General features: G+C 64.7%; 26 protein-coding genes. 19 read left to right on the forward strand and 7 right to left on the reverse strand.

Translation table 11 applies throughout. From position 1 onward, the window contains the following. Nucleotides 1-13 precede the first annotated feature (13 nt). Nucleotides 14-469, forward strand: a complete 456-nt coding sequence (locus N2602_RS16575) for a MarR family winged helix-turn-helix transcriptional regulator (RefSeq protein ID WP_260383283.1) — start codon at nt 14-16, stop codon at nt 467-469. A gap of 161 nt (nt 470-630) precedes the next feature. Then, entirely contained in the window at nt 631-1,020 is a 390-nt protein-coding gene (locus tag N2602_RS16580; protein ID WP_260383667.1) for a hypothetical protein, read from the forward strand. 4 nt (nt 1,021-1,024) lie between these two features. Here N2602_RS16580 and N2602_RS16585 read toward each other — a convergent pair whose 3' ends face one another. Beyond that, nucleotides 1,025-1,726 carry a hypothetical protein gene (locus N2602_RS16585; RefSeq protein ID WP_260383284.1) on the reverse strand — a complete coding sequence of 234 codons (702 nt, stop codon included), beginning with the start codon at nt 1,724-1,726 and terminating at the stop codon, nt 1,025-1,027. A gap of 124 nt (nt 1,727-1,850) precedes the next feature. Then, nucleotides 1,851-3,047: an amidohydrolase family protein gene (locus N2602_RS16590; RefSeq protein ID WP_260383285.1), complete on the reverse strand. Its 1,197-nt coding sequence runs from the start codon at nt 3,045-3,047 to the stop codon at nt 1,851-1,853. A gap of 157 nt (nt 3,048-3,204) precedes the next feature. Here N2602_RS16590 and N2602_RS16595 point away from each other — a divergent pair, with 157 nt between their 5' ends. The 7 genes from N2602_RS16595 to N2602_RS16625 all read left to right on the forward strand — a co-directional run bounded on the left by N2602_RS16595 (nt 3,205) and on the right by N2602_RS16625 (nt 6,973). Next, on the forward strand, nt 3,205-3,978 hold the full coding sequence (locus N2602_RS16595) for a ferredoxin--NADP reductase (protein ID WP_260383286.1): 774 nt from the start codon (nt 3,205-3,207) through the stop codon (nt 3,976-3,978). 191 nt (nt 3,979-4,169) lie between these two features. Beyond that, nucleotides 4,170-4,493, forward strand: a complete 324-nt coding sequence (locus N2602_RS16600) for a hypothetical protein (RefSeq protein WP_172786257.1) — start codon at nt 4,170-4,172, stop codon at nt 4,491-4,493. 97 nt (nt 4,494-4,590) lie between these two features. Continuing rightward, on the forward strand, nt 4,591-5,862 hold the full coding sequence (locus tag N2602_RS16605) for a cytochrome P450 (RefSeq protein WP_260383287.1): 1,272 nt from the start codon (nt 4,591-4,593) through the stop codon (nt 5,860-5,862). A gap of 147 nt (nt 5,863-6,009) precedes the next feature. Beyond that, a complete protein-coding gene (locus tag N2602_RS16610; RefSeq protein ID WP_212257611.1) occupies nt 6,010-6,195 on the forward strand; it encodes a hypothetical protein in 186 nt (61 codons plus the stop codon). 10 nt (nt 6,196-6,205) lie between these two features. Then, entirely contained in the window at nt 6,206-6,406 is a 201-nt protein-coding gene (locus tag N2602_RS16615; RefSeq protein WP_124158690.1) for a hypothetical protein, read from the forward strand. A 15-nt stretch (nt 6,407-6,421) separates the two neighbouring features. Then, nucleotides 6,422-6,685 (forward strand): hypothetical protein, encoded by a 264-nt coding sequence (locus tag N2602_RS16620; RefSeq protein WP_212257387.1) that lies wholly within the window; start codon nt 6,422-6,424, stop codon nt 6,683-6,685. Between the two features lie 45 nt (nt 6,686-6,730). After that, entirely contained in the window at nt 6,731-6,973 is a 243-nt protein-coding gene (locus N2602_RS16625; RefSeq protein WP_172786261.1) for a hypothetical protein, read from the forward strand. A 36-nt stretch (nt 6,974-7,009) separates the two neighbouring features. On the opposite strand, the gene N2602_RS16630 is transcribed toward N2602_RS16625, so the two are convergent. Then, nucleotides 7,010-8,260 carry a DUF763 domain-containing protein gene (locus tag N2602_RS16630; protein WP_260383288.1) on the reverse strand — a complete coding sequence of 417 codons (1,251 nt, stop codon included), beginning with the start codon at nt 8,258-8,260 and terminating at the stop codon, nt 7,010-7,012. A gap of 126 nt (nt 8,261-8,386) precedes the next feature. On the opposite strand from N2602_RS16630, the gene N2602_RS16635 reads away from it, so the two are divergent. After that, a complete protein-coding gene (locus N2602_RS16635) occupies nt 8,387-9,529 on the forward strand; it encodes a mechanosensitive ion channel family protein (protein WP_260383289.1) in 1,143 nt (380 codons plus the stop codon). Between the two features lie 34 nt (nt 9,530-9,563). On the opposite strand, the gene N2602_RS16640 is transcribed toward N2602_RS16635, so the two are convergent. Next, a complete protein-coding gene (locus N2602_RS16640) occupies nt 9,564-10,541 on the reverse strand; it encodes a tripartite tricarboxylate transporter substrate binding protein (protein ID WP_260383290.1) in 978 nt (325 codons plus the stop codon). Between the two features lie 112 nt (nt 10,542-10,653). On the opposite strand from N2602_RS16640, the gene N2602_RS16645 reads away from it, so the two are divergent. The 6 genes from N2602_RS16645 to N2602_RS16670 all read left to right on the forward strand — a co-directional run bounded on the left by N2602_RS16645 (nt 10,654) and on the right by N2602_RS16670 (nt 15,564). Further along, nucleotides 10,654-11,364 (forward strand): TetR/AcrR family transcriptional regulator, encoded by a 711-nt coding sequence (locus tag N2602_RS16645; protein ID WP_260383291.1) that lies wholly within the window; start codon nt 10,654-10,656, stop codon nt 11,362-11,364. Between the two features lie 31 nt (nt 11,365-11,395). After that, entirely contained in the window at nt 11,396-12,280 is an 885-nt protein-coding gene (locus N2602_RS16650) for an amidohydrolase (protein ID WP_260383292.1), read from the forward strand. A 73-nt stretch (nt 12,281-12,353) separates the two neighbouring features. Then, nucleotides 12,354-13,067, forward strand: coding sequence for a PIG-L deacetylase family protein (locus tag N2602_RS16655; RefSeq protein ID WP_025035640.1), 714 nt, complete (start codon nt 12,354-12,356; stop codon nt 13,065-13,067). Further along, on the forward strand, nt 13,064-13,747 hold the full coding sequence (locus N2602_RS16660) for a 4-carboxy-4-hydroxy-2-oxoadipate aldolase/oxaloacetate decarboxylase (RefSeq protein ID WP_311739205.1): 684 nt from the start codon (nt 13,064-13,066) through the stop codon (nt 13,745-13,747). Before N2602_RS16655 ends, N2602_RS16660 begins: the two co-directional genes overlap by 4 nt. 24 nt (nt 13,748-13,771) lie before the next feature. Then, nucleotides 13,772-14,641: a hypothetical protein gene (locus tag N2602_RS16665; RefSeq protein ID WP_260383293.1), complete on the forward strand. Its 870-nt coding sequence runs from the start codon at nt 13,772-13,774 to the stop codon at nt 14,639-14,641. Beyond that, the gene (locus N2602_RS16670) at nt 14,641-15,564 is read left to right on the forward strand and encodes an NAD(P)-dependent oxidoreductase (protein WP_260383294.1); all 924 of its coding nucleotides are present in this window, start codon (nt 14,641-14,643) and stop codon (nt 15,562-15,564) included. Before N2602_RS16665 ends, N2602_RS16670 begins: the two co-directional genes overlap by 1 nt. On the opposite strand, the gene N2602_RS16675 is transcribed toward N2602_RS16670, so the two are convergent. Beyond that, entirely contained in the window at nt 15,565-15,888 is a 324-nt protein-coding gene (locus N2602_RS16675; protein ID WP_373569491.1) for a hypothetical protein, read from the reverse strand. It lies immediately after the preceding gene. Nucleotides 15,889-16,085: 197 nt separating this feature from the next. Next, complete coding sequence (locus N2602_RS16680; protein ID WP_260383295.1) at nt 16,086-17,321, reverse strand: amidohydrolase family protein; 1,236 nt, start codon at nt 17,319-17,321, stop codon at nt 16,086-16,088. Nucleotides 17,322-17,469: 148 nt separating this feature from the next. Between N2602_RS16680 and N2602_RS16685 the strand changes: the two genes are divergently transcribed. Next, on the forward strand, nt 17,470-17,886 hold the full coding sequence (locus N2602_RS16685; protein ID WP_260383296.1) for a nuclear transport factor 2 family protein: 417 nt from the start codon (nt 17,470-17,472) through the stop codon (nt 17,884-17,886). On the opposite strand, the gene N2602_RS16690 is transcribed toward N2602_RS16685, so the two are convergent. Continuing rightward, complete coding sequence (locus N2602_RS16690) at nt 17,883-18,641, reverse strand: GntR family transcriptional regulator (protein ID WP_172786273.1); 759 nt, start codon at nt 18,639-18,641, stop codon at nt 17,883-17,885. The two genes, N2602_RS16685 and N2602_RS16690, sit on opposite strands and share 4 nt — an antisense overlap. Nucleotides 18,642-18,835: 194 nt before the next feature. Between N2602_RS16690 and N2602_RS16695 the strand changes: the two genes are divergently transcribed. Beyond that, nucleotides 18,836-19,693 carry an ABC transporter ATP-binding protein gene (locus tag N2602_RS16695; RefSeq protein ID WP_260383297.1) on the forward strand — a complete coding sequence of 286 codons (858 nt, stop codon included), beginning with the start codon at nt 18,836-18,838 and terminating at the stop codon, nt 19,691-19,693. After that, a complete protein-coding gene (locus N2602_RS16700; protein ID WP_260383298.1) occupies nt 19,693-20,469 on the forward strand; it encodes an ABC transporter permease in 777 nt (258 codons plus the stop codon). The genes N2602_RS16695 and N2602_RS16700 overlap by 1 nt, the downstream gene beginning before the upstream one ends. Nucleotides 20,470-20,481: the final 12 nt, after the last annotated feature.

Below are 20,481 nucleotides of genomic sequence, written 5' to 3' on the forward strand. Positions count from 1 at the left end.
GGGCGCGCAGCGGATGGCGAGAAGTGTTACGGCAAAGAAGAGCGTCAAACTGGCGAAACCGCCTTACGTGCTCGACGAACAGGTCGGCTTCATCCTGCGCCAGGTCTGGCAGCGTCACAGCTCGATCTTCACCCGCGATATCGGCACCAATCTGACGCCGACGCAATGGGCGGCGCTGTCGAAACTGGCCGAGACCGGGCCGTGCTCGCAGAACCAGCTCGGCCGCCTCACGGCGATGGACGTCGCGACTATCAAGGGCGTGATCGACCGTCTCACCGCGCGCGGCCTGACCGAAACGAGCCAGGATCCGGAGGATGGCCGGCGCCTGCTGGTGAGCCTGACCCGCGCCGGTCAGCAGCTTGCCGAAAAGCTCGCGCCGAATGCGCTGGCGATCACCCGCGAGACGCTGGCGCCGCTCGATGCGAAAGAGCGCGACACGCTGATGGCGCTGCTGAACAAGCTCAGATGAAGGTGCCGTAGGCTGGGCAAAGCGAAGCGTGCCCACCATCCTTTCCCGAATCGCAAAAATCGTGGGCACGGCGCTTCGCGCCTTTGCCCACCCTACGGCAGTTGAACAAGGTGCCGGAACTGGCGACTAACCTCGATGAAGGATTTATCGAGGTTTTGGTCATGAGAGTTGCGATGCGCTTTGCGGTTGTCTTGAGTCTTGGTGCCGTGCTCGCCGGCCAATGCGCTCCTGCCCTTGCCGCGGAGCGTTACGAAGGCTTCTGGGCCTCGACCAAAAAGGACTGTCGCAACGAGGATAGTCCCAACCGCCTGAGCATCGAGGGCGGCAATCGCCTGTACTGGTACGAGACGCGGTGCCGCGCCAGCGAGATCACGGCCGACGGAAGCCTCGGTTGGAAAATGAAGCTCGCCTGCGAAGGCGAGGGCGAAAAATTTCGCTCCAACCCTCGCGTCTCCATCGCTGCGGATGGCAGATTGGTGATGGACAATGGTCCAGTTGGGCAGGTCAAGCGCCAGACCTATGTGCGCTGTGAGATCGCAAAGAAGCGCTGATCTCTTACGTCTTTCCCGGCCATTTGGCGCGGTAGCGGATCTCGCTGCCGTCACCAAGCCGCCGCCACGTTCCGAATTCCGGCGTATGCGGCGCCCGGGCCGTCAAATCGATCGGATAGATCCGGCTCGGCTGGCCCTGGATGTTGACGGCGAGCTGCCGGTACGAGGTCCGAAACGCCAGCTCGACTTCGCCGGCGATAACGGCCTGATCGCCGTCGCGATAGAACGCGGCCGAGCTGACTTCGCCCGGCATGGTGTTGAGGTCAGTCTGCAATTCGATGGTGATGCCTTGGGCCGACGTTGGCACCGTGACCCCCGCCGGAAAGCGGACCTCGAACACGAGCAGGGGATTGGCGCCGTTGCGGTTGAGCCAGGGCGTGGCGGTCGCGTAAGCGTAGGCGATGTAGGCGCCGATCCCGGCGGTGCAGAGCAGGGCGACGATGCCGAGCGACTTCAAGCTGTTCCGCGCGACGCCACCGATGCCTGCGTCCTGCCCTGTATCTTTGCCCGAACGCGTCACGAGCCAATTGGCGAGGACCGCGCCGGCGATTGCACCCATGGGTGAGTAGACGAACAGCCCCAGCAGACCCGATGCGATCGGGTCCGCCCGGTTGCCGACACCGAGCAGGGAGAACAGCACGAAGATCGCGATATAGCCCGCCACCGCGCCAGCAACGCCGGCGGCTATCCGTGATGAGTTCTTCATGTCTCCTCGATGGTGGAACAATGCGCTGCCGCCGCCGAGGGCTGCCTGCGTTAGACGCAACAGGCTTGCGACTTGTTCAATGCCTTCGAGGGACGATGCGGAGCGGCGGGCCGCTCCGGCTGCGTCACTTCGCCACCACCTCCGGCACCTTGCCGGCCGGCGGCGTGTTGCGGCTGCGCTGGGTGCGCACGATGCCGTCGATGATGGTCATGCCGATGCCGGGGAGGTCGCCGAGCTGCACGCTCTCCAGGATGTTCTTGCCCGGCGAGTGCTGCGCCTTGTCCATGATGACGAAGTCGGCGGAGCGGCCGACCTCGATCAGGCCGCAGTCGAGCTGCCGCATCCGGGCGGTGTTGCCGGTGGCAAGGCAGAACGCGATCTCGGCCGGGAGGTCACCGAGCGAGGACAGCATCGAGACCATGCGCAGAATGCCGAGCGGCTGCACGCCCGAGCCGGCCGGCCCGTCGGTGCCGAGGATGACACGGTGCAGGTCGCCCATCTCGCGCGCGATGCGCAGCGTGTAGAGCGCCGAGCGCTCGTTGCCGTTGTGAACGATCTCGAGCCCGCGCTTGCAGCCCTCGCAGATGCAGCGGATCTGGTCGTCGGGCAGGGCGGTGTGCCCGCCATTGATGTGGCCGACCACGTCGGTGTCGGCCTCTAGCACGACGTCCTTGTCGATCAGGCCGGAGCCGGGGATCGAGGGGCCGCCCGTATGGATCGTGCTCTGGATGCCGTATTTGCGCGCCCAGCCGACCATTTTTCGCGCGGTGGGACCGTCTTTCACACCACCGAGGCCGACCTCGCCGAGCAGCTTGACGCCGGCGGCGGCCATCTCCTTGAAGTCTTCCTCGACCATCTCGCATTCGATCACGGGCGCGCCGGCGTGAACCTTCACGCCGCCCGGACGCAAGGTCCAGAACGCGCGCTGGGCGAAGATCGCCATCGCCTTCAGCCCCACGACGTCGCGAGGGCGGCCGGGCATGTGCACTTCGCCCGCCGAGATCATGGTGGTGATGCCGCCATGGAGGGAGCTGTCGATCCAGTTGATCTGGTTCTGCCGCGGCGTCCAGTCGCCCGCCACAGGGTGGACGTGACTGTCGATCAGGCCGGGGGTCACCGTCGTGCCGTTGGCGTCGACGATGGTGGTCGCGCCTTCCGTATTGAGATCCTTGAAGCGGCCGATCGCGGTGATCTTGCCGTTCTCGGCGACGATGGTGTCGCCGTCCAGGATCGGCTTTTCCAAAGCGCCGGACAGGATCAGGCCGATATTCCGGATCACCAGCTTCGAGGGTCCGGTGGCCTGGGGTGCGTCATGCGCCATGGAAGGGGCTCCTTATTCGTAACTGCAACGCTTCCGATCTTGGTCAGCCTTGACCGCAGGATCAAGCCGGATTATTCATTAGTATACGAATGATCGTGTACAAACGACGCATAGCTGCCGGCCTCGGAACCGCAATTGACGCGACAGGGAAGGTGAGATGAGCAATTTCAATCAGGAAAGCGTTTTGAGCGTCCACCACTGGACCGACACGCTGTTCTCCTTCAAGACCACCCGCAGCCCGACCTTCCGCTTCCGCAACGGCGAATTCACCATGATCGGGCTCAAGGTCGGCGAGAAGCCGCTGCTGCGGGCCTACAGCGTCGCCAGCGCCAATTACGAGGACACGCTGGAGTTCTTCTCGATCAAGGTGCCTGATGGACCGCTGACCTCGCGCCTTCAGCATTTGAAGGAAGGCGACGAGATCATCGTCAGCCGCAAGGCCACCGGCACGCTGGTAATCGACAACCTGGAAGAGGGCCGCAACCTCTACCTGATCGGTACCGGCACCGGCCTTGCGCCCTTCCTGAGCGTGATCAAGGATCCCGAGACCTACGAGCGGTTCGAGAAGGTGGTGCTGCTGCACGGCTGCCGGCACGTCAAGGAGCTCGCCTATGGCGAGATGATCACCGAGCATCTGCCGAAGGACGAGGTGCTCGGCGAATACATCCAGAACCAGTTGATCTACTACCCGACCGTGACCCGCGATCCCTTCCGCAACCGCGGCCGCATCACCGACCTCATCACCTCGGGCAAGCTGTTCGCCGACATCGGCCTGCCGGCGCTGGAAGCCGCCCATGATCGCGTCATGATCTGCGGCAGCCCGGCGCTGGTGGCGGACACCCGTGTCCTCTTGGGCGAGCGCGGCTTCGTCGAGGGCAATCACGGCGAGCCGGCCCAGTTCGTGGTCGAGAAGGCGTTCGCCGAGCGCTGAAGCGTTTTCGAGCGAAGTGGATACCGGTTCGCGTCAAGAAAACGCGTCCAAATAAGAACCTAGAGCCCCGTTCCCGGGGCGCTAGGCCCGGAATTTCTGCGCGAGAAGATCGCATTTTCGCCACCGCCGGGGCGTTGCGGCGCCGATTCGGCGCGCGATACTATGTGGGACCGAATCAGCGGAGTTCCCACATGGTTGCGGACAGCGACAGCAACATCGCCTGGCACCGGGTTCAGTTGAAGAAGAACCGCGCCGAGTTGAAGGCGCTGGAGACCGCGCGCTTCACGATGGGCGAGATCGCCACCTCGAAGCGCAATGGCCAGACGCAGAAGACGATCACGGAACTCAAGCGCAAGATCGCGCAGTCGGAGCGTGTGATCGCCGATCACGACAAGCGCACGCGCCGTCCCCTCGCAACGGACCTGCAGAGCCTCAGCAATGGCAGCTGGAGCCATTGGGACGCCTACACCCAACAGCAGCGCAAGAGCGGCCAGCGCTCCTCCGGGCGCGGATAGAGCTCTCCACGCCTGCGGCCGACGCGCAGACGCGCCCTTGCGCCGGCCGCGCCGTGCACCATCTCGGTGATACGCCACCAATCGCTCCGGTGATCCCATGACAGCGCGCCTCGATTTCACCAGCGAGGCCTTCTTTCGCGATCCGCCCAAGGCGATCGCGAACTTGCGCATGTCAGGCCCTGTGGTCGCGACGCGGTTTCCTCTCGTCGGCAATGTCTGGATCACCACGACCCATGACGCCACCGCGCAGGTGCTGAAGGACGGCGCGACCTTCACGTTGCGCAAGGACGATGGCGACGTCGCGGGCTTGCGCTGGTGGATGCCGAGGTTCGTCAGGACTATCGCCAACAGCATGCTGACGATGGACGAGCCGGATCACACGCGGCTGCGCAGCATCGTGGACGAGGCGTTTCGCCGCCGCGCGATCGTCGCGATGGAGCCGCGCATCCGGGCCCTCTCCGACGGTCTGGCCGACGAGCTGTTCGCGGAGCAATGCCCGGCCGATCTGGTCCAGCGCTATGCGCGCATCCTGCCGCTCGCGGTGATCTCGGAGCTGCTCGGCCTGCCGCTGGCAGATCGTCCAAAGTTCATCGCCTGGGCCAATGCGATGTCCTCGCTGACGAACGTCGTCAGCTTCTTGTCCCTGCTGTTCGCGTTCCGCAAGATGCGCGCCTACCTCGAGCAGCAGTTGCAGCTCGCGCGCGTGCAAGGCGGCGAGGGCCTGATTGCCGAGCTGATTCAGGTCGAGCGCGAAGGCGGTCAGATCACGCCAGATGAAATGGTTTCGATGGTGTTTCTGCTGCTCGCCGCGGGATCGGAAACCACCACCCATCTCATCAGCGGTTCCGTCTACGAGCTGCTCAGGAATCCCGAGCTGCGCGACTGGCTGGAACAGGACTGGAGCCGTGTCGGGCTCGCGGTCGAGGAGTTCCTGCGCTTCGTCTCGCCGGTCCAATTCTCCAAGCCGCGCTACGTGCGGCGCGATGTCGAGGTCGAAGGCGTGCGCCTGAAGAAGGGCGATCGCGTCATGGTGATGCTTGCCGCTGCGAACATGGATCCCACGGTTCATGATCGTCCCGAGACCCTCGATCTCGAACGCAAGCCGAACCGCCACATCTCCTTCGGCACGGGAATCCACTTCTGCCTCGGCCATCAGCTTGCGCGCATCGAGGCGGCCTGCGCGCTGCAGGCGCTGTTCGTGCGCTGGCCGAAATTGAATCTGGCCGTCGATTCCGCCGAGGTCCGCTGGCGCAAGCGGCCGGGCCTGCGCGCGATCGCGAAGCTTCCTGTCACGGTAGAGGGCCGCGGAACAGAGACGACGTCACGCACGGGAACGAGAGACGATCGTTCCCTCACCGCGGCGAACTGACGTCGGCAACGCCCTTTCGGTAAATCTTTGCCGGATGTGAACGATCAGGAACGGTGTGCCGATCGTGCTGTTGTTATCCCGACATGACGCGGAGGAGAGTTCCTTGAGCGCATGTCGCAGATCGACGTCTTAACAGGAGACAAGATCATGGCCAGCAAGATGCCACCTGTTCCACCGGACAATCAGAGCCACAAGGGAACTGGAGATCGCAAGCAAACGCCCGCCGATCAGGTCCCGCACGGTCAGCAACGTGCGCAGAATCCGGATCAGCAGGGACAGCAGGGCAACATCAAGCAGAACACGACCAATCAAGGCTATCAGCAAGATCGCTGAGGAGGCGACATTGTCCACATCCACGAAGACACCGAACAGCATTCGTCAGGGCGGACCCGGCGCCTCGCACGAGAACGCGAAGGCGCCGCTTGAGGTGAAGAAACCGCCGGCGGATGATCCGCAGCGCAGCCACAGCCGGGTTTCCGGCGGCGGTGGCGAGCACGATTCCCATCACAGGCACGACGAGGCCGGAAAGGGCGGAGGTAGGTGACGATTGGAGATCAATATGCAGGGCAAGAAGACTCACGAACAGCAGGTGCGCATCCTCGAGCGGAAGCCCGATGTTCCGGATGCGCGAGAGCTCGAGCAGGCCGCCGGCCATAACCCGCAGGACACGCGCGCCCATCGTGCCAACCCGGAGGTGCGTCACAGCGAGTTTCCGGTGAGCCGCGGCGGCCTCAACCAGGAAAGCGATCACAACAAGCACAACGATCCCGGCCAGAGCGGCCACAAGCCGCCCAAGCCGACGACGGCACAACAGAAGCACTAATCTTCGCAAGACGACTGCAAGAGATCACTGCAAGAGGAGAGACTGATGCCAGGTGGCCACGGCAGCAAGACGCATTTCAGATCGGGCATGCATGGCAAGGGCGACGGCACCGGCGCGTTGACCGACGTGCCGAAGGAGATGATCGGCGACAACATGGTCCTGTCCAACCGAGACAAGAAACAGCATTCGGACATCCGCGGTATGGACAGCAAGGCCATTCAGACCGAGCAGTATCAGGATCACGCGGCCAACCGGCTCGAACGGGAGCCGGACGCCGACGAGACCTGAGAGGGGCGTTCCCCCCGCCAACTTGCGGACCGGCGTTCAGCCGGTCCGCTTTTTTGTGGACGCAAGATCGCGCTCCCAGCCGAACACCGAGCGGCCATCGAGATCCGGTGAGGCCGCACGCTCACCGGCGATGAAAGCCGCAACCGACGGGCCGCGCGCGGTCCGCTCCAGCCGCCGCGCCTGGTCGTCGAGGCGCTTGATCGCCTGCATCTCCTCCTCGCGTCCGAGCTTCGCGTTCTGGATCGCGCCTTTCAGCACCCGGATGGTCTCGTCATAGACCTTGATGGGAACGGGGTAGGGATGCCGGTCCTTGCCGCCATGGGCGAGCGAGAAACGCGCGGGGTCGGTGAAACGATAGGGCGCGCCGTGCACGACCTCTGCGACCATCGCCAGCGAGCGCACGGTGCGCGCGCCGACGCCCGGCGTCAGCAGCAGTTCCGGAAAATCCGCCGGGCCGCGCTCGGCCGCCGCGGCCAGCGTGCCGTGCAGACGGCGCGCGAACACGTCCTTCGGCCGCACATCATGATGTGCCGGCATGATCAGATGCGGCAGCATGCCTTGCGCCGGTGTGGACGCGGTCCCCGCGAGCCGTTCGAATTCTGAGACGATGCGATCCGGACCGAGATCGGAGAGCAGCTCGAGCTGCGCCGTCCGAGACATATCGGCGCGATGATCGGTGAGATTGACGATCTCTCCCTGCTGCGGCCCGTCGATTGCGCTATGCGGCGTATCGACAAAGCTCTTCAGTGCCCCGGAATGCCAGTGATAGCGCCGCGCCTGCCGCTTGTCGCCGTTCATGCCCTGCTGCACCACCGTCCATTTGCCCTCAGTGGTGACGAAGAAGCCGTGCAGGTAAAGGTCAAAGCCGTCCTGGACCGCGGCACTGTCGACCTTGGCGACCAGACGGCTGGCACGCGTCAGCTCGATGCCGTCGAATCCGACGCGCTCGCCGAGTTGCAACAGCTCGTCCGGCGTCTTGCGCGAATGCTGACCGCGGCCGCCGCAGACGTAAATCCCGAGCTCGTCCTGGAGCGGTCCGAGCCCGCGCTTCAGCGCGCCGATCACCGAGGTGGTGATGCCGGAGGAGTGCCAGTCCATCCCCATCACGGCGCCAAACGACTGGAACCAGAATGGATGCGACAGCCGCTGCAGAAACGCGTCGCGGCCGTAATGATGCACGATCGCCTGAGTGACGATCGCCCCCAGGGAGGACATGCGGCTTGCCAGCCAGGGCGGAACCCGCCCGGTGTGAAGAGGAAGATCGGCGCTGCCGGTACGTCGAGTCATGCCGGCAAGCCTAGCGCAGCTCAGCGACGGTTGCACCTGCGGGATGCTGCATTGCACGGAGCGGGGGGAGCGAAGCCGGCCAGGAGGCGTTGTGCGGTTGCGTGAATGCAATGATGGGGACAATCCATGGATTGGCAGGCCCTTACGGCCGAAATCGACGCGATGTTCGGCTGGATACCGTCATGGTTCATCGGGCTCAGCCTGGTTGGCGGTGCGATCCTTCTGGCCTTGGTGGCCTACCGGATCGCCACGTGGGTGCTCACGCGCGCTTTCGGAACGCGCCTTCCGCTGCTGAGCGTGTTCATCGAGCGGACCGCTGGCCCGGCGCAAATGGCGCTCTGCCTTGCCGCGGTCGCAATGGTGCTGCCGCTGGCGCCGCTGGACGACACGATCCGCAACCCCCTGACGCGGCTGTTCGTGGTGGCCTTCATCGCGTTGATCGGCTGGATTTCGATCCGGATCGTCGACATGAGCGCGGCGCGCTACTTGCAGAACTTTCGCGATGTCACCGAGAATTTCGTCGCGCGCAAGCATGTGACGCAGGTGCGCGTGTTCAAGCGCGTCACCGACACCATCATCGTCATCATCACGGTCTCCGCCGCGCTGATGACGTTCGACTCCGTGAAGCAATACGGCGTCAGCCTGTTCGCCTCCGCAGGAGCGGCCGGTATCATCGTCGGTCTTGCCGCGCGCCCGTTGCTGAGCAATCTGATCGCGGGCCTGCAGATCGCGATCACCCAGCCGATCCGCATCGAGGATGCCGTGATCATCGAGAACGAATGGGGCTGGATCGAGGACATCGCCTCGACCTATGTCGTGATCCGGCTGTGGGACTGGCGCCGCATGGTGGTGCCGCTGTCCTATTTCATCGAGAAGCCGTTCCAGAACTGGACGCGCGACACCGCATCCCTCATCGGCGTCGTCGCGCTGCATGTCGACTATCGCGCCGACGTCCCGCGCATCCGGCGCTGGCTGGAGGAGGCGGTGAAGGCGTCAAAGCTGTGGGACGGGGAGGTGGTGAATCTGCAGGTGATCGATGCCGATTCGCGCACCATCGAGCTTCGGGCGCTGGTCAGCGCCAGGAATGCACCGCAATCGTGGGACCTGCGCTGCGAGATCAGGGAAAAGCTCATCGCCTTCATCCGCGACGAGATGCCAGAGGCGCTGCCGCGCGACCGCGCCATCCTGATCCCGTCGGGAGACGAAGACGGCGATTTCGCGCGGCGCTTCGCACTGCCGGAGAAGATGCGGGCGAGCGCCACCAGCTGAACAGCGCCGATCTCTTGCCAGGACGCGCCTTGCCTCATTGCGCGCGGATGTTGGCGGCCTTCAGCACGGGCTCCCATTTGGCCGCCTCCGCACGCATATAGGCATCAAACTCCTTGGGCGATGAGCCGACCGGGGTGGCGCCGATCTTGCCGAGCGTCGACAGCACGCTCGGATCTTGCAGCGCCGCCTTGAGATCGGTCTCGAGCTTCGCAACGATCTCCGGCGGCATCTTTGCAGGACCAAGCACGCCCCACCAGACCGAGACGTCGTAGCCGGGCACGCCGGCCTCGGCGATCGTCGGCACGTTTGGCAGCGCCTTGGAGCGTTCGGCCGAGGTCACGGCGAGAGCGCGGACCGGGCCGCCTTCGAGCTGGCCGATTGCTTCCGCGAGCGGATTGATGCTGAGCGGGATCTCGCCGGCGATGACGGCCGTCAGCGCCGGTGCGCCGCCCTTGTAGGGGATCGCGACGATCTTCGTGCCGGACATGTGCTTCAATAGCTCGCCGGCGAGATGCGCCGAGGTGCCGTTGCCGGACATGCCATAGGAGAGCTTGTCCGGCTCCTTCTTGGCCGCGGCAAGGAGATCGCCAAGTGTCTTGTAGGGGCTGTCCTTCGCCACCACGATCGCCAGTGGCGAGGAGGCGACCTCGGTAATGGCAGTGAAATCCTTGAACGTGTCGTAGGGCACGCTCGGATAGATGAACTGGTTGAGCGGATGACCGCTGGCGACCAGGATCAGCGTGTAACCGTCAGGCGCGGCTTGCGTCAGGGCTTGCGAGGCGACGATGCCGCCCGCGCCGGGACGGTTGTCGATCACCGGCTGCTGCCCCCAGGTCTTGGCCAGCGCCTGGCCCAGCGTGCGCGCGAGCACGTCGACCGCGCCGCCGGCGGCGTAGGGGACCAGAATGTGGACCGGCTTGCTCGGATAATTTTCGGCCTGCGCGGCGCTCCCGGCCAGCAGCAAGCCGGCACCCAGCATCAAGCCGCCGATCTTCTTGTTCAAACCCAACATAATCCCAGCACTCCCTGAGGGCATTCGCGTCCATCGATGGTCTCCACGCGGTCCTGCCATCACCACGTTCTTGTTGACGAGACCTGATCTTTTGTACGATAGTACAAATCACATGGTACGCAAGCCCACCAGCAAGGAAGCGGCCCGCAAGCCGAACATGCGCGAGGCGATCCTCGCCGCCGCCGAGGAGCTGTTCGCCACCAACGGCTTCAACGCCGTGTCGGTGCGCGACATCGCGCAAGCGGCCGGAGCGAATCCGGGCAGCGTGACCTATCATTTCAAGACCAAGGACGGTTTGCTGCTGGAGATCTACCGGCGCCATTGCGGGCCGATGAACCTGCGCCGCTCCGAGCTGCTCGCGGCCGCAAAGCGCGTGCGCGATCTCCAGGACCGGCTGGAGGCGATCGTGCGCGCCTATGTGGTGCCGGCCTTCACCTCCGGCAGCGATCTCGCCGGTGGCGGGGCGCGTTTCACGCGGCTGCGCGCGGTGATGTCGGCGGAAGGCAACGAGGTCGCGCGAAAGATCATCGCGCAGACCTTCGACGACACCAGCCACGCCTTCATCGACGCGGTCCACGAGAGCCTGCCGCACATTCCGCGCACGGACATCGTCTGGCGCAGCCATTTCCTGCTCGGCGCTCTCTATTATTCGCTGGTGACGCCGGAGCGCGTGTCGCGCCTTTCGCGCGGCGAGGCCGACGGCAGCGATGCCGCGGCCGCCATCGAGCAATTGGTGCAGGCCACCGTCGCCGCGTTCCAGGCGCCGGCGCTGGACCGGACCGCGCCGGCGCGGCGGCGGCCGATCGTCGCCAGCAAGACGTGAAGCGAGCGGGCTCGCTTCGGCGGTTTACGTGATGACGATGATGTATACGCCGACCATTCCACCGCCCGATCCGAACACGCGCACGCCGAAGTTCAGGCTGCCGAAGCTGTCATGTGATGCGCATTGCCATATCTTCGGGCCCGGCGCGAAATATCCTTACGCGCCGGAGCGTTCCTACACGCCGCCGGATGCGCCGCTGGAGGATTTTCGAGCGCTGCACGCCAAGCTTGGCGTGGAGCGCGCCGTCATCGTCAATGCCAGCGTGCACGGCACCGACAACAGGGTGGCGCTCGATGCCATCGCTGAGAGCAATGGCGCCTACCGTGCGGTCGCCAACATCGACGATACCATCACCGAGCGCGACCTGCGCGTGCTGCACGAGGGCGGTTTTCGCGGCTGCCGCTTCAATTTCGTCCGCCATCTCGGCGGCGTTCCCGACAAGCGCGCATTCGACCGCATCGTCGCGATGGTCACGCCGCTCGGCTGGCACATCGATCTGCATTTCGATGCGATCGATCTGCCCGAATATGCCGACATGCTGACGAGGCTGCCGCTGACTTACACCATCGACCATATGGGCCGGGTCAAGGCGGCGGACGGGCTCGACCAGCTGCCGTTCAGGATCCTAATCGAGCTGATGCAGCGCGACGAGAAGTGCTGGGTGAAGATCTGCGGTTCGGAGCGGGTCTCTTCGGCCGGTCCGCCGTTCACCGATGCGGTGCCGTTCGCGCGAAAGATCGTCGAGACCGCGCCGGATCGCGTCATCTGGGGCACGGACTGGCCGCATCCCAACGTCAAGGTGATGCCGAATGACGGCGATCTCGTCGATTTGATCCCGCTGTTTGCGCCGGAGCCGGAGCTCCAGACCAAGATTCTGGTCGACAATCCCGCGCGCCTGTTCGAGTTCGAGGCGTGACGCGCCTTCGCGACCGGCACGCTGCGCGGACATGCGCTGTGGCCGCATGCATACGAACGAAAAGGAGTAGCCCATGAAAACAGGCCTCGTCGTCACAGCCCATCCCGGCGATTTCGTCTGGCGCGCCGGCGGCGCCATCGCGCTGCATGCGAAGAAGGGCTATCGGATGAAGATCGTGTGCCTGTCCTTCGGCGAGCGCGGCGAGAGCCAGTTCGCCTGGAAGGAGAAGGGCGCGACGCTGGAATCGGTGAAGGCCGGCCGCAAGGACGAGGCGGAACGGGCGGCCAGGCTGCTTGGCGCCGAGATCGAGTTCTTCGACTGCGGCGACTATCCGCTGAAGCTGACGGAAGCGCATTTTGACCGGATGGTCGACATCTACCGCGAGCTCAATCCGAGCTTCGTGCTGACGCATGCGCTGGAAGACCCCTACAATTTCGACCATCCGAACGCGGCGCATTTTGCGCAGGAGACCCGCGTGGTCGCGCAGGCCATGGGCCACAAGCCCGGCGCGCAGTACAAATATTCGGCCCCGCCGGTTTTCCTGTTCGAGCCGCATCAGCCCGAGCAGTGCAACTACAAGCCGGACACCATTCTCAAGATCGACGAGGTCTGGAAAGAGAAGTACGAGGCGTTCCAGATCCTCGCCGCGCAAAAACATCTCTGGGGCTATTACGAGCGTGTCGCGCTCAACCGCGGCATCCAGGGTAGCCGTAACACCGGCGTTCCCATGACCTATGGTGAGGCCTATCAGCGCCTGTTTCCGACCGTGGCGGAGGAACTCGCGTGAAGCCGGTCGTCGTTCGCAACATCAAGCGGGCCGATCCCGCCGGTATGGCGGAGTACGGCGTCTCCACCGTGCACGAGGCTTACGGCCGCATCGGCGTGATGAAGCCTTACTTGCGTCCGGTCTGGGCGGGCGCGTCGATCGCCGGTCCCGCGGTCACGGTGCTGGCGCAGCCCGGCGACAACTGGATGATCCATGTCGCCGTCGAGCAGTGCCGGAAGGGCGATATCCTCGTCGTCGGCTGCACCACTGACAATACTGACGGCATGTTCGGCGAATTGCTCGCGACCTCGCTTCAGGCGCGCGGCGTGCAGGGGCTGATCATCGATGCCGGCTGCCGCGACGTCAAAGCGCTGCACGAGATGAAATTCCCGGTGTGGTCGCGCGCGGTTTCGGCCAAGGGCACGGTCAAGGCGACGCTCGGCTCGGTCAACGTCCCCGTGGTCTGCGCCGGCGTCAATGTCGATCCCGGCGACATCGTCGTCGCCGATGATGACGGCGTCGTGGTGGTGCCGAAGCGCTATGCGGCCGAAGTCGCGGAGAAGGCGAAGAAGCGCAACGCGGATGAGGGCGGCAAGCGCAAGCGCCTCGCCGCGGGCGAGCTCGGCCTCGACATGTACAACATGCGCGAGGCCCTGGCGAAAGCGGGCCTCGTCTATGTCGACAATCCCGAGGAAGCCTAAAGGTACAAGAAGCGGAGCGGGCGGATGGATCGTCTCAAGCTGAAAGCCGTGCTCGGCAGCCACCCTCACGTCAAGGCGGTGAAGAGCGGCGAGCTCCGCTCCGACCTGTTCGACCTCGACTTCATCGCGTACACGCCGACCAACACGGCATTCAAGCCGATGGTGCGCGAGCAGGCCTTCGACGTCTGCGAGATGGCGATCGTCACCTATCTGATGGCGAAAGCGCACGGCAAGCCGCTGGTGCTGTTGCCAGCAACCATGCTCGGCCGCTTCCAGCATTCATATGCTCTCTATAATCCGGCGCATGGGACGCTCGGGCCGTCCGATCTCGAAGGCAAGCGCGTCGGTATCCGCTCCTTCACGACCACGACCGGCGCCTGGATCAGGGGCATCCTCGCCAACGACTACGGCGTCAATCTCGACGGGATTCGCTGGGTCACCTTCGAGGATCCGCACGTCGCCGAATATGTCGACACCACTGAGCGCGCGCCGAAGGACAAGAAGATCCTGCAGATGCTGCTCGACGGCGAGCTCGATGCCGTCCTCGGCGAGACCTCCGATGACCCCAAGCTGAAGCCGCTGTTTCCTGATCCGGCCGTAGAAGCGGCCAGATGGTACGCGCGGCGCCGGGTCGTGCCCGTCAATCATCTCGTGGTCGTGACCGAGCGGCTCGCGAAATCGCGCCCTGATGTGGTTGCAGGCGTTTATGATCTGCTGAAGCGGAACAAGGAGCAGATGGGGCCTGCGGCAACGCCCGACCTCGTTCCGTTCGGGATCGAGGCCAACAGGAAACCGCTCGAGCTGATCGTCGACTATGCATTCCAGCAGGCGCTGATCCCGCGCCGCTATGCAGTCGATGAGCTCTTCGATGAGACCGCACGAGGACTAAACTGATGGCAGGTGATCCCAGGCGCTGGCAGATCGGGCTGGTCGGCTATGGCGAGGTCGGCCGGATTCTGGCCGAGGATTTGCGCCAGCAGGAGATCAATGTCTCGGCCTACGACATCAAGCTCGGAGGCGAGCAGGGTGTGCCGCTGAAGGAGCATGCGGCGAAATTCGGTGTCGCTCTCGCAACCTCTCACGCGGAGCTGACCGCAAAATCCGATTTCATCATCTCGGCGGTCACGGCGAGCCAGGCCGTTCCGGTGGCAAAGGCCTGCGCCGCGGCGATCAACCAGGGCACCTGGTTTCTCGATTTCAACTCGGCCTCTCCCGGCGCCAAGCAGCGCGCGGCGGCGCTGATCGATGGTGCAGCTGGGCGTTATGTCGAGGGCGCGGTGATGACCTCGGTGCCGCCTTATCGCATCAAGGTGCCGCTCTTGCTCGGCGGGCCCGGCGCCAGAGAGCTCGAGCCGCTTCTGAACGTGATCGGCTTCGCGGCCAAGGTGGCCAGTGACAAGCTCGGCGTGTCCTCGGCCGTCAAAATGTGCCGCAGCATCATGATCAAGGGCCTCGAGGCCATGGTCATCGAGAGTTTTACGACCGCGCGCGCCTATGGTGTCGAGGATGCGGTGCTGGCTTCGCTTGCGGAAACGTTTCCCAGCATCGACTGGGAGAAGCAGGGTGCCTACTGCTTCCAGCGGGTGATCGAGCACGGCCGCCGCCGGGCCGAGGAGGTGCGGGAGGTTGCCGAGACCGTGCGCGAGGCGGGGCTGACGCCGTGGTCGGCGCAAGGCACGGCCGAGCGGCAGGCCTGGATGGCCGATCTCGCCGATGAGGGGCTGTTCGGGTTGAGGGGCAGCAGCGAGTTCGCCCGCAGTGCGGATTGGCGCACCGAGGCCGACCGGATACTTACCAGGATCAATCGGACGAAATAGTCAGCTCAGGACCGGGTCGCTGGCTTCGAAGCTCCCGACCTGGTCACGCGCGCGTTCGATCAGGTCGATCAGATTGCGGGATTTACGGACGAGCTGCTCGGTGGCCGGCTGAGTGCGGAACTCCGCCAGCACGGCGCGAACGCACTTGCTGGCGGCATCGAGCGTCCAGAGCGTACGGTTCACGTCGGCCTGGGTCTGGATGGCCGAGATATCGAGACCCGAGAGAACGTGGCCGATGCCGTCCAGCCGCTTCACCGCCGTATCGGTCGGCGTTCGGGCCTGGACGGAATGATCGATGCTGCTGAATGCGCTGAACAGACTCATACTTCCCCACTGAACGCAGATGGTCAGTGCACGTCCTAGTTATGGCGGGCGTGGCCTGCCTCGCAATGCGTTGGGCTACGGTCCGGGATTCTACCGAACTCGGGTGGGCTCGAACCGGCGGTAAAATCGAACTGCAATGGCTCCGCCGCCTACAGGTTCGGCGCGCGATTGCCGGGATATCGGGCGCCGAACCGCGGTCAGCTCTTGAACAGGGTCGGCCGCGCCCGCGCAAATGTCTGCCGGCCGCCCTTGAAGCCCATCAGGACGTCAGGCAGCTCGGCGATGGCGAATCGGCTGTCCTTCGTATCGAGCACGATCAGATCGGCGGGATTGCCGACCTTGATGCCGTAGTCGGCGAGGTTCATCAGCCGGGCCGGCAGCTCGGTCACGAGATCAAGGCAGATGTCGAAATCGCTGACCGAGGCGTGCGCGACATTGGCGTAGAAGTTCGCCATCCGCAGCAGCGAGGCATCGCCGAACGGCGTGAAGGGGTTGAGCACGTTGTTGGTGGCGACCGAGCAGAGCACGCCGTTGCCGGCAAGCTTGTGGGCGAGGGTCAGCCCGCGCGGCGCGTTGTGCGTGGCCTCGCGCCCCATCAGATAGAGATCGGTCGCGGGCAGCACCGTGACCGCAACGCCCGATCTTGCCAGTTGCGCAGTGGCCGCCTTCATCCGCTCCGGCGGCAATGCCGACAGTTTTGTCGCATGGCCGATCGCGACGCGTCCGCCGTAGTTGCGCTGCTCGGTCTGGCGGCAGACCTCGTCGAGATGCCACCAGGAGGGATCGAGATCGAAGTCGAGATGGAGATCGACGTCGACGTCGAATTCCTGGGCGAGATCGAAGATGCGCGCGAGATGGGCGTTCGGGTCGGTGTCCACGTAGGGGCAGCCGCCGATGACCTCGCCGCCGTCGCGTAGCGCCTGGGCCAGCAGCTCCTCGGCTCCGGGATCGTTGGTCAGGCCTTCCTGTGGGAAGACGCAGAGCTCGAGATCAATCGCCCAGGCGTAATCGCGCTTCAGCGCCTTGACCGCCTCAAAGCCGCGGAGGCCGATGCGCGGGTCGATCTCGACATGCGTGCGCATGCGCGTCGTGCCGTTGACGATGGCGCGTTCGAGCACTCTGGCGCCGCGCGCGTAGACGTCCTCGATTGTGAAGTCCTTCTTCATCCCGGCGACGGCGCGGATCACCTCCGAGACGCTGCCATGATCGTGGCCGCAGCGGCCGAGCAGGCAGGCCTTGTCGAGATGGATGTGGGTGTCGACGAAGCCGGGCAGGGCGAGGAGGCCGCCGAGATCGACCTCGGCGGCCTCGCAGGCCAGCTTTGGCGCGACCGCGGCGAAACGGCCGTCCTTCACGCCGATATCGACGGGTGCGGCGGAAGAGCGCAACAGCACGTTGCGGAAGATCAGGTCGAAGGCGGTTTGGGTAGCCATGGCGTTGGATTCAGCCGGGGCAGCCTAGCGCACGCCGTTGGAGCGGGCAGCTCCAGATTGTGTGCAAGGCTCGGGTCAGATTGTCCAAAAAATGTGCATACACTTTGAGGCTCTGATTGTAGAATGGCGGCATCCGGAGAACCCCGCGATGTCCACTCCCGCAAAAGCCGAAAGCCCGATGACTGACGCAGAGATTGTCGAAGCCTATCTCACCGCTTCGATGATACCGGATCCCGACGCCGCTGCGGCCTATCTGAAGCCGGGCACGGTGATCACGTTCACCGGCGGTCGAACGTTCGACCATCCGCGCGGGCCGACCGGCTTCAACGCGAAGCGCTATCGCTGGGTCAAGAAGAAGATGGACCGGTTCGACGTCTGTCCGGGCCCGGACGAAACCGTCGTCTACAGCGTCGGCACGCTCTATGGCGAGTGGATGGACGGCACGCCGTTCGAGGGCAACCGCTATGTCGATCGCTTCGTGGTGAGGGGTGGGCAGATCGTGAAGATGGACGTCTGGAATGACAGCGCCGAGCGCATCCTCGTCCAGCGCGGGATCGAGGCCTAACTTCTTCGAGCCACCTTCGGCAGCTTGATCACCCGATTGCTCGTCACCTCGTCCGCGTAGGGTGCGAGGATGTCGAGCAGATCGCGGCCGCGCTGCGGAGTGGGGGCGACCAGTGCGCGATTGGCCACGGAATCCAGGTGATGATGCATCAATTCCATCACCTTGGCCGCGTCGCCCTTCGCCAGCGCTGCGATGATGGCGCGGTGCTCGTTGATGGCGCATTCGGTGGAATGCGGCCGGCTGTAGAGTGACAGCGTCAGGCAGCAGCGATAGGCGACCTCGCTGACATAGCGCACCAGGATCGGGCTGTTCGTCATGTGGGCGAGCAGAATGTGGAATTCGGTCGCGAGCCGGATCGACACCGCATCCGTCCCGCCGCGGGCGCGATCCTCGGCATCGACATGGGCGTTCAGCTCGGCGATCTGCGCCTTGGTCAGCTTGCCCGCGAGCTGGCGCACGACGAGGCGTTCGAGCTCGATGCGGATGTCGAAGGCATCGCGCGCCTCCTGCCAGCTCGGCGTCGCCACCACCGCGATCCGGTTGCGGCGGAGCTCGACGAGGCCTTCGGCGGCGAGTTGGCCCAGGGCATGGCGGGCAATGGTGCGGCTGACGCCGAAGCGTTCGCCGAGCGCATCCTCCGGCAGCTTGGCGCCGGGCTCCAGCGCCTGCTCGATGATCGCGCGCCGGAGCGCGCGGCAGATCACGCTGACCTTGTCCGATGATTCAGAAGTCTTGCTGCTGGCGCGCGCCGCCATCGGCGAATCCCATAGGAGGTGACATCTCTCTTTAGCACAGGCTCGCGTCGATTCAGCGCTCCAATTGCATGCAGTTCGGCTCCCAAACTGCCTAAATCGAATCCGGCGGTCTGGCGTGGGTTTGGGCTAGGTCGTTGATTTAGCAGGCCCCGGCCGCTGGCATCCAGCTTGCATGCACTTTGCCTGTGATGCGCATGCAACCCAACGCCCAGTTCGACGGCCAGCCCGTTCCCGAAGGCTCTGCGACGACCGCCATCGAGCTGTCCGAGGCCTCGGTGACCTTCGGACGCGGCGACCGCGCCGTGCCCGCTCTGTCGAAGACCAGCTTGCGGATCGCCGACGGCGAGTTTGTCGCACTGGTCGGCCCGTCCGGATGCGGCAAATCGACCATTTTGCGTCTGGTCAGCGGCCTGGTGCAGCCGACCAGCGGCGTCGTCATCGTCGGCGGCCGCGAGGTCGCGGCGCGGGCGATGCGGGTCGGCATGGCCTTTCAGAACCCGACCATGCTGCCGTGGATGACGATCGAGCGGAACATCATGCTGCCGCTGAAGATCGTCGAGCCGTTCCGCTCGAATTTCCGCAAGCTGCGCAAGACCGAGTTTCGCGATAAAGCCAATGCCCTGCTGGAGCAGGTCGGCCTCAAGGGTTTTGGAAATCGCTATCCCTGGCAGCTCTCCGGCGGCATGCTCCAGCGCGCCAATCTCTGCCGCGCGCTGATCCACGAGCCGCGCATGCTGCTGCTCGACGAGCCCTTCGGCGCGCTCGACCAGTTCACCCGCGAGGAGCTGTGGGCGATCCTCCAGAATCTCTGGATGACGCACAAGCCGACGGTGCTGCTGGTCACGCACGATTTGCGCGAGGCCGGCTTCCTTGCCAGCCGCATCTGCGTAATGAGCGCGCGTCCCGGCCGCATCCTCGACGACAGCCGCGTGGAGTTCGCGCGGCCGCGCACCGTGGCGATGACGTTCGAGCCGGATTTCGTCGCGCTGAACCAGAAGCTGCGCGCTTTCATCGAGGACGCGCGCAGCGCGGCCGAGCAGGGAGCAGGCTGATGTTCGGGATCGATGTCAGGCAGAAGGCGTGGTCGGCGGGGCTGATCGTGCTGTTCTTTGTCGCCTGGGAGCTGTTCTGCCTGATGACCGGCATGTCCGACCTGGTGCTGCCGCGGCCCTCGCAGGTGTTCGTGACGCTGGTCCAGCGCTTCCCGATGCTGTGGCCGCACATCATGCAGACGCTCGCCACCACCATGTTCGGATTTGTGCTTGGCGTCGTGCTCGGCGTCGCCCTCGGCGCGATCATCGGCGTCTCGAAGACGGCCTACGACACCTGCTATCCGCTGCTGATCGGTTTCTCCTCGATCCCCAAGGTCGCGGTGGTACCGATCTTCGTACTGTGGTTCGGCTCCGGCACGGTGCCGGCGGTGCTGACCGCGCTGTCGATCTGCTTCTTCCCGATTGTCGTCAATATCGCGACGGGCCTTGCCACCACCGAGCCTGAGCTGGAGGACGTGTTGAAGGCGCTTGGCGCCAGTAAGCTCGACATTCTCTGGAACGTCGGCTTGCCGCGCACCATGCCGTTCTTCTTTGCATCGCTGAAGGTTGCGATCTCCTACGCCTTCGTCGGCGCAGTGCTCTCGGAGACTGTCGCCTCCAACCGCGGCATCGGCAACGTCATGATGTCCGCGTCCTCCAATTTCAATGTGCCCCTGGTGTTCGCCGGCCTGTTCGTGCTCGCCGGGCTCGGCGTCGCACTCTACGTCGTGTTCTCGCTGATCGAAGGGCAGGTCACCGGCTGGGCCACCCGCAAGAACGACGTGATCGCCACCTGATTTCTTGAACCG

The sequence above is a fragment of the Bradyrhizobium sp. NC92 genome (assembly GCF_025200865.1).
GTDB lineage: Bacteria > Pseudomonadota > Alphaproteobacteria > Rhizobiales > Xanthobacteraceae > Bradyrhizobium.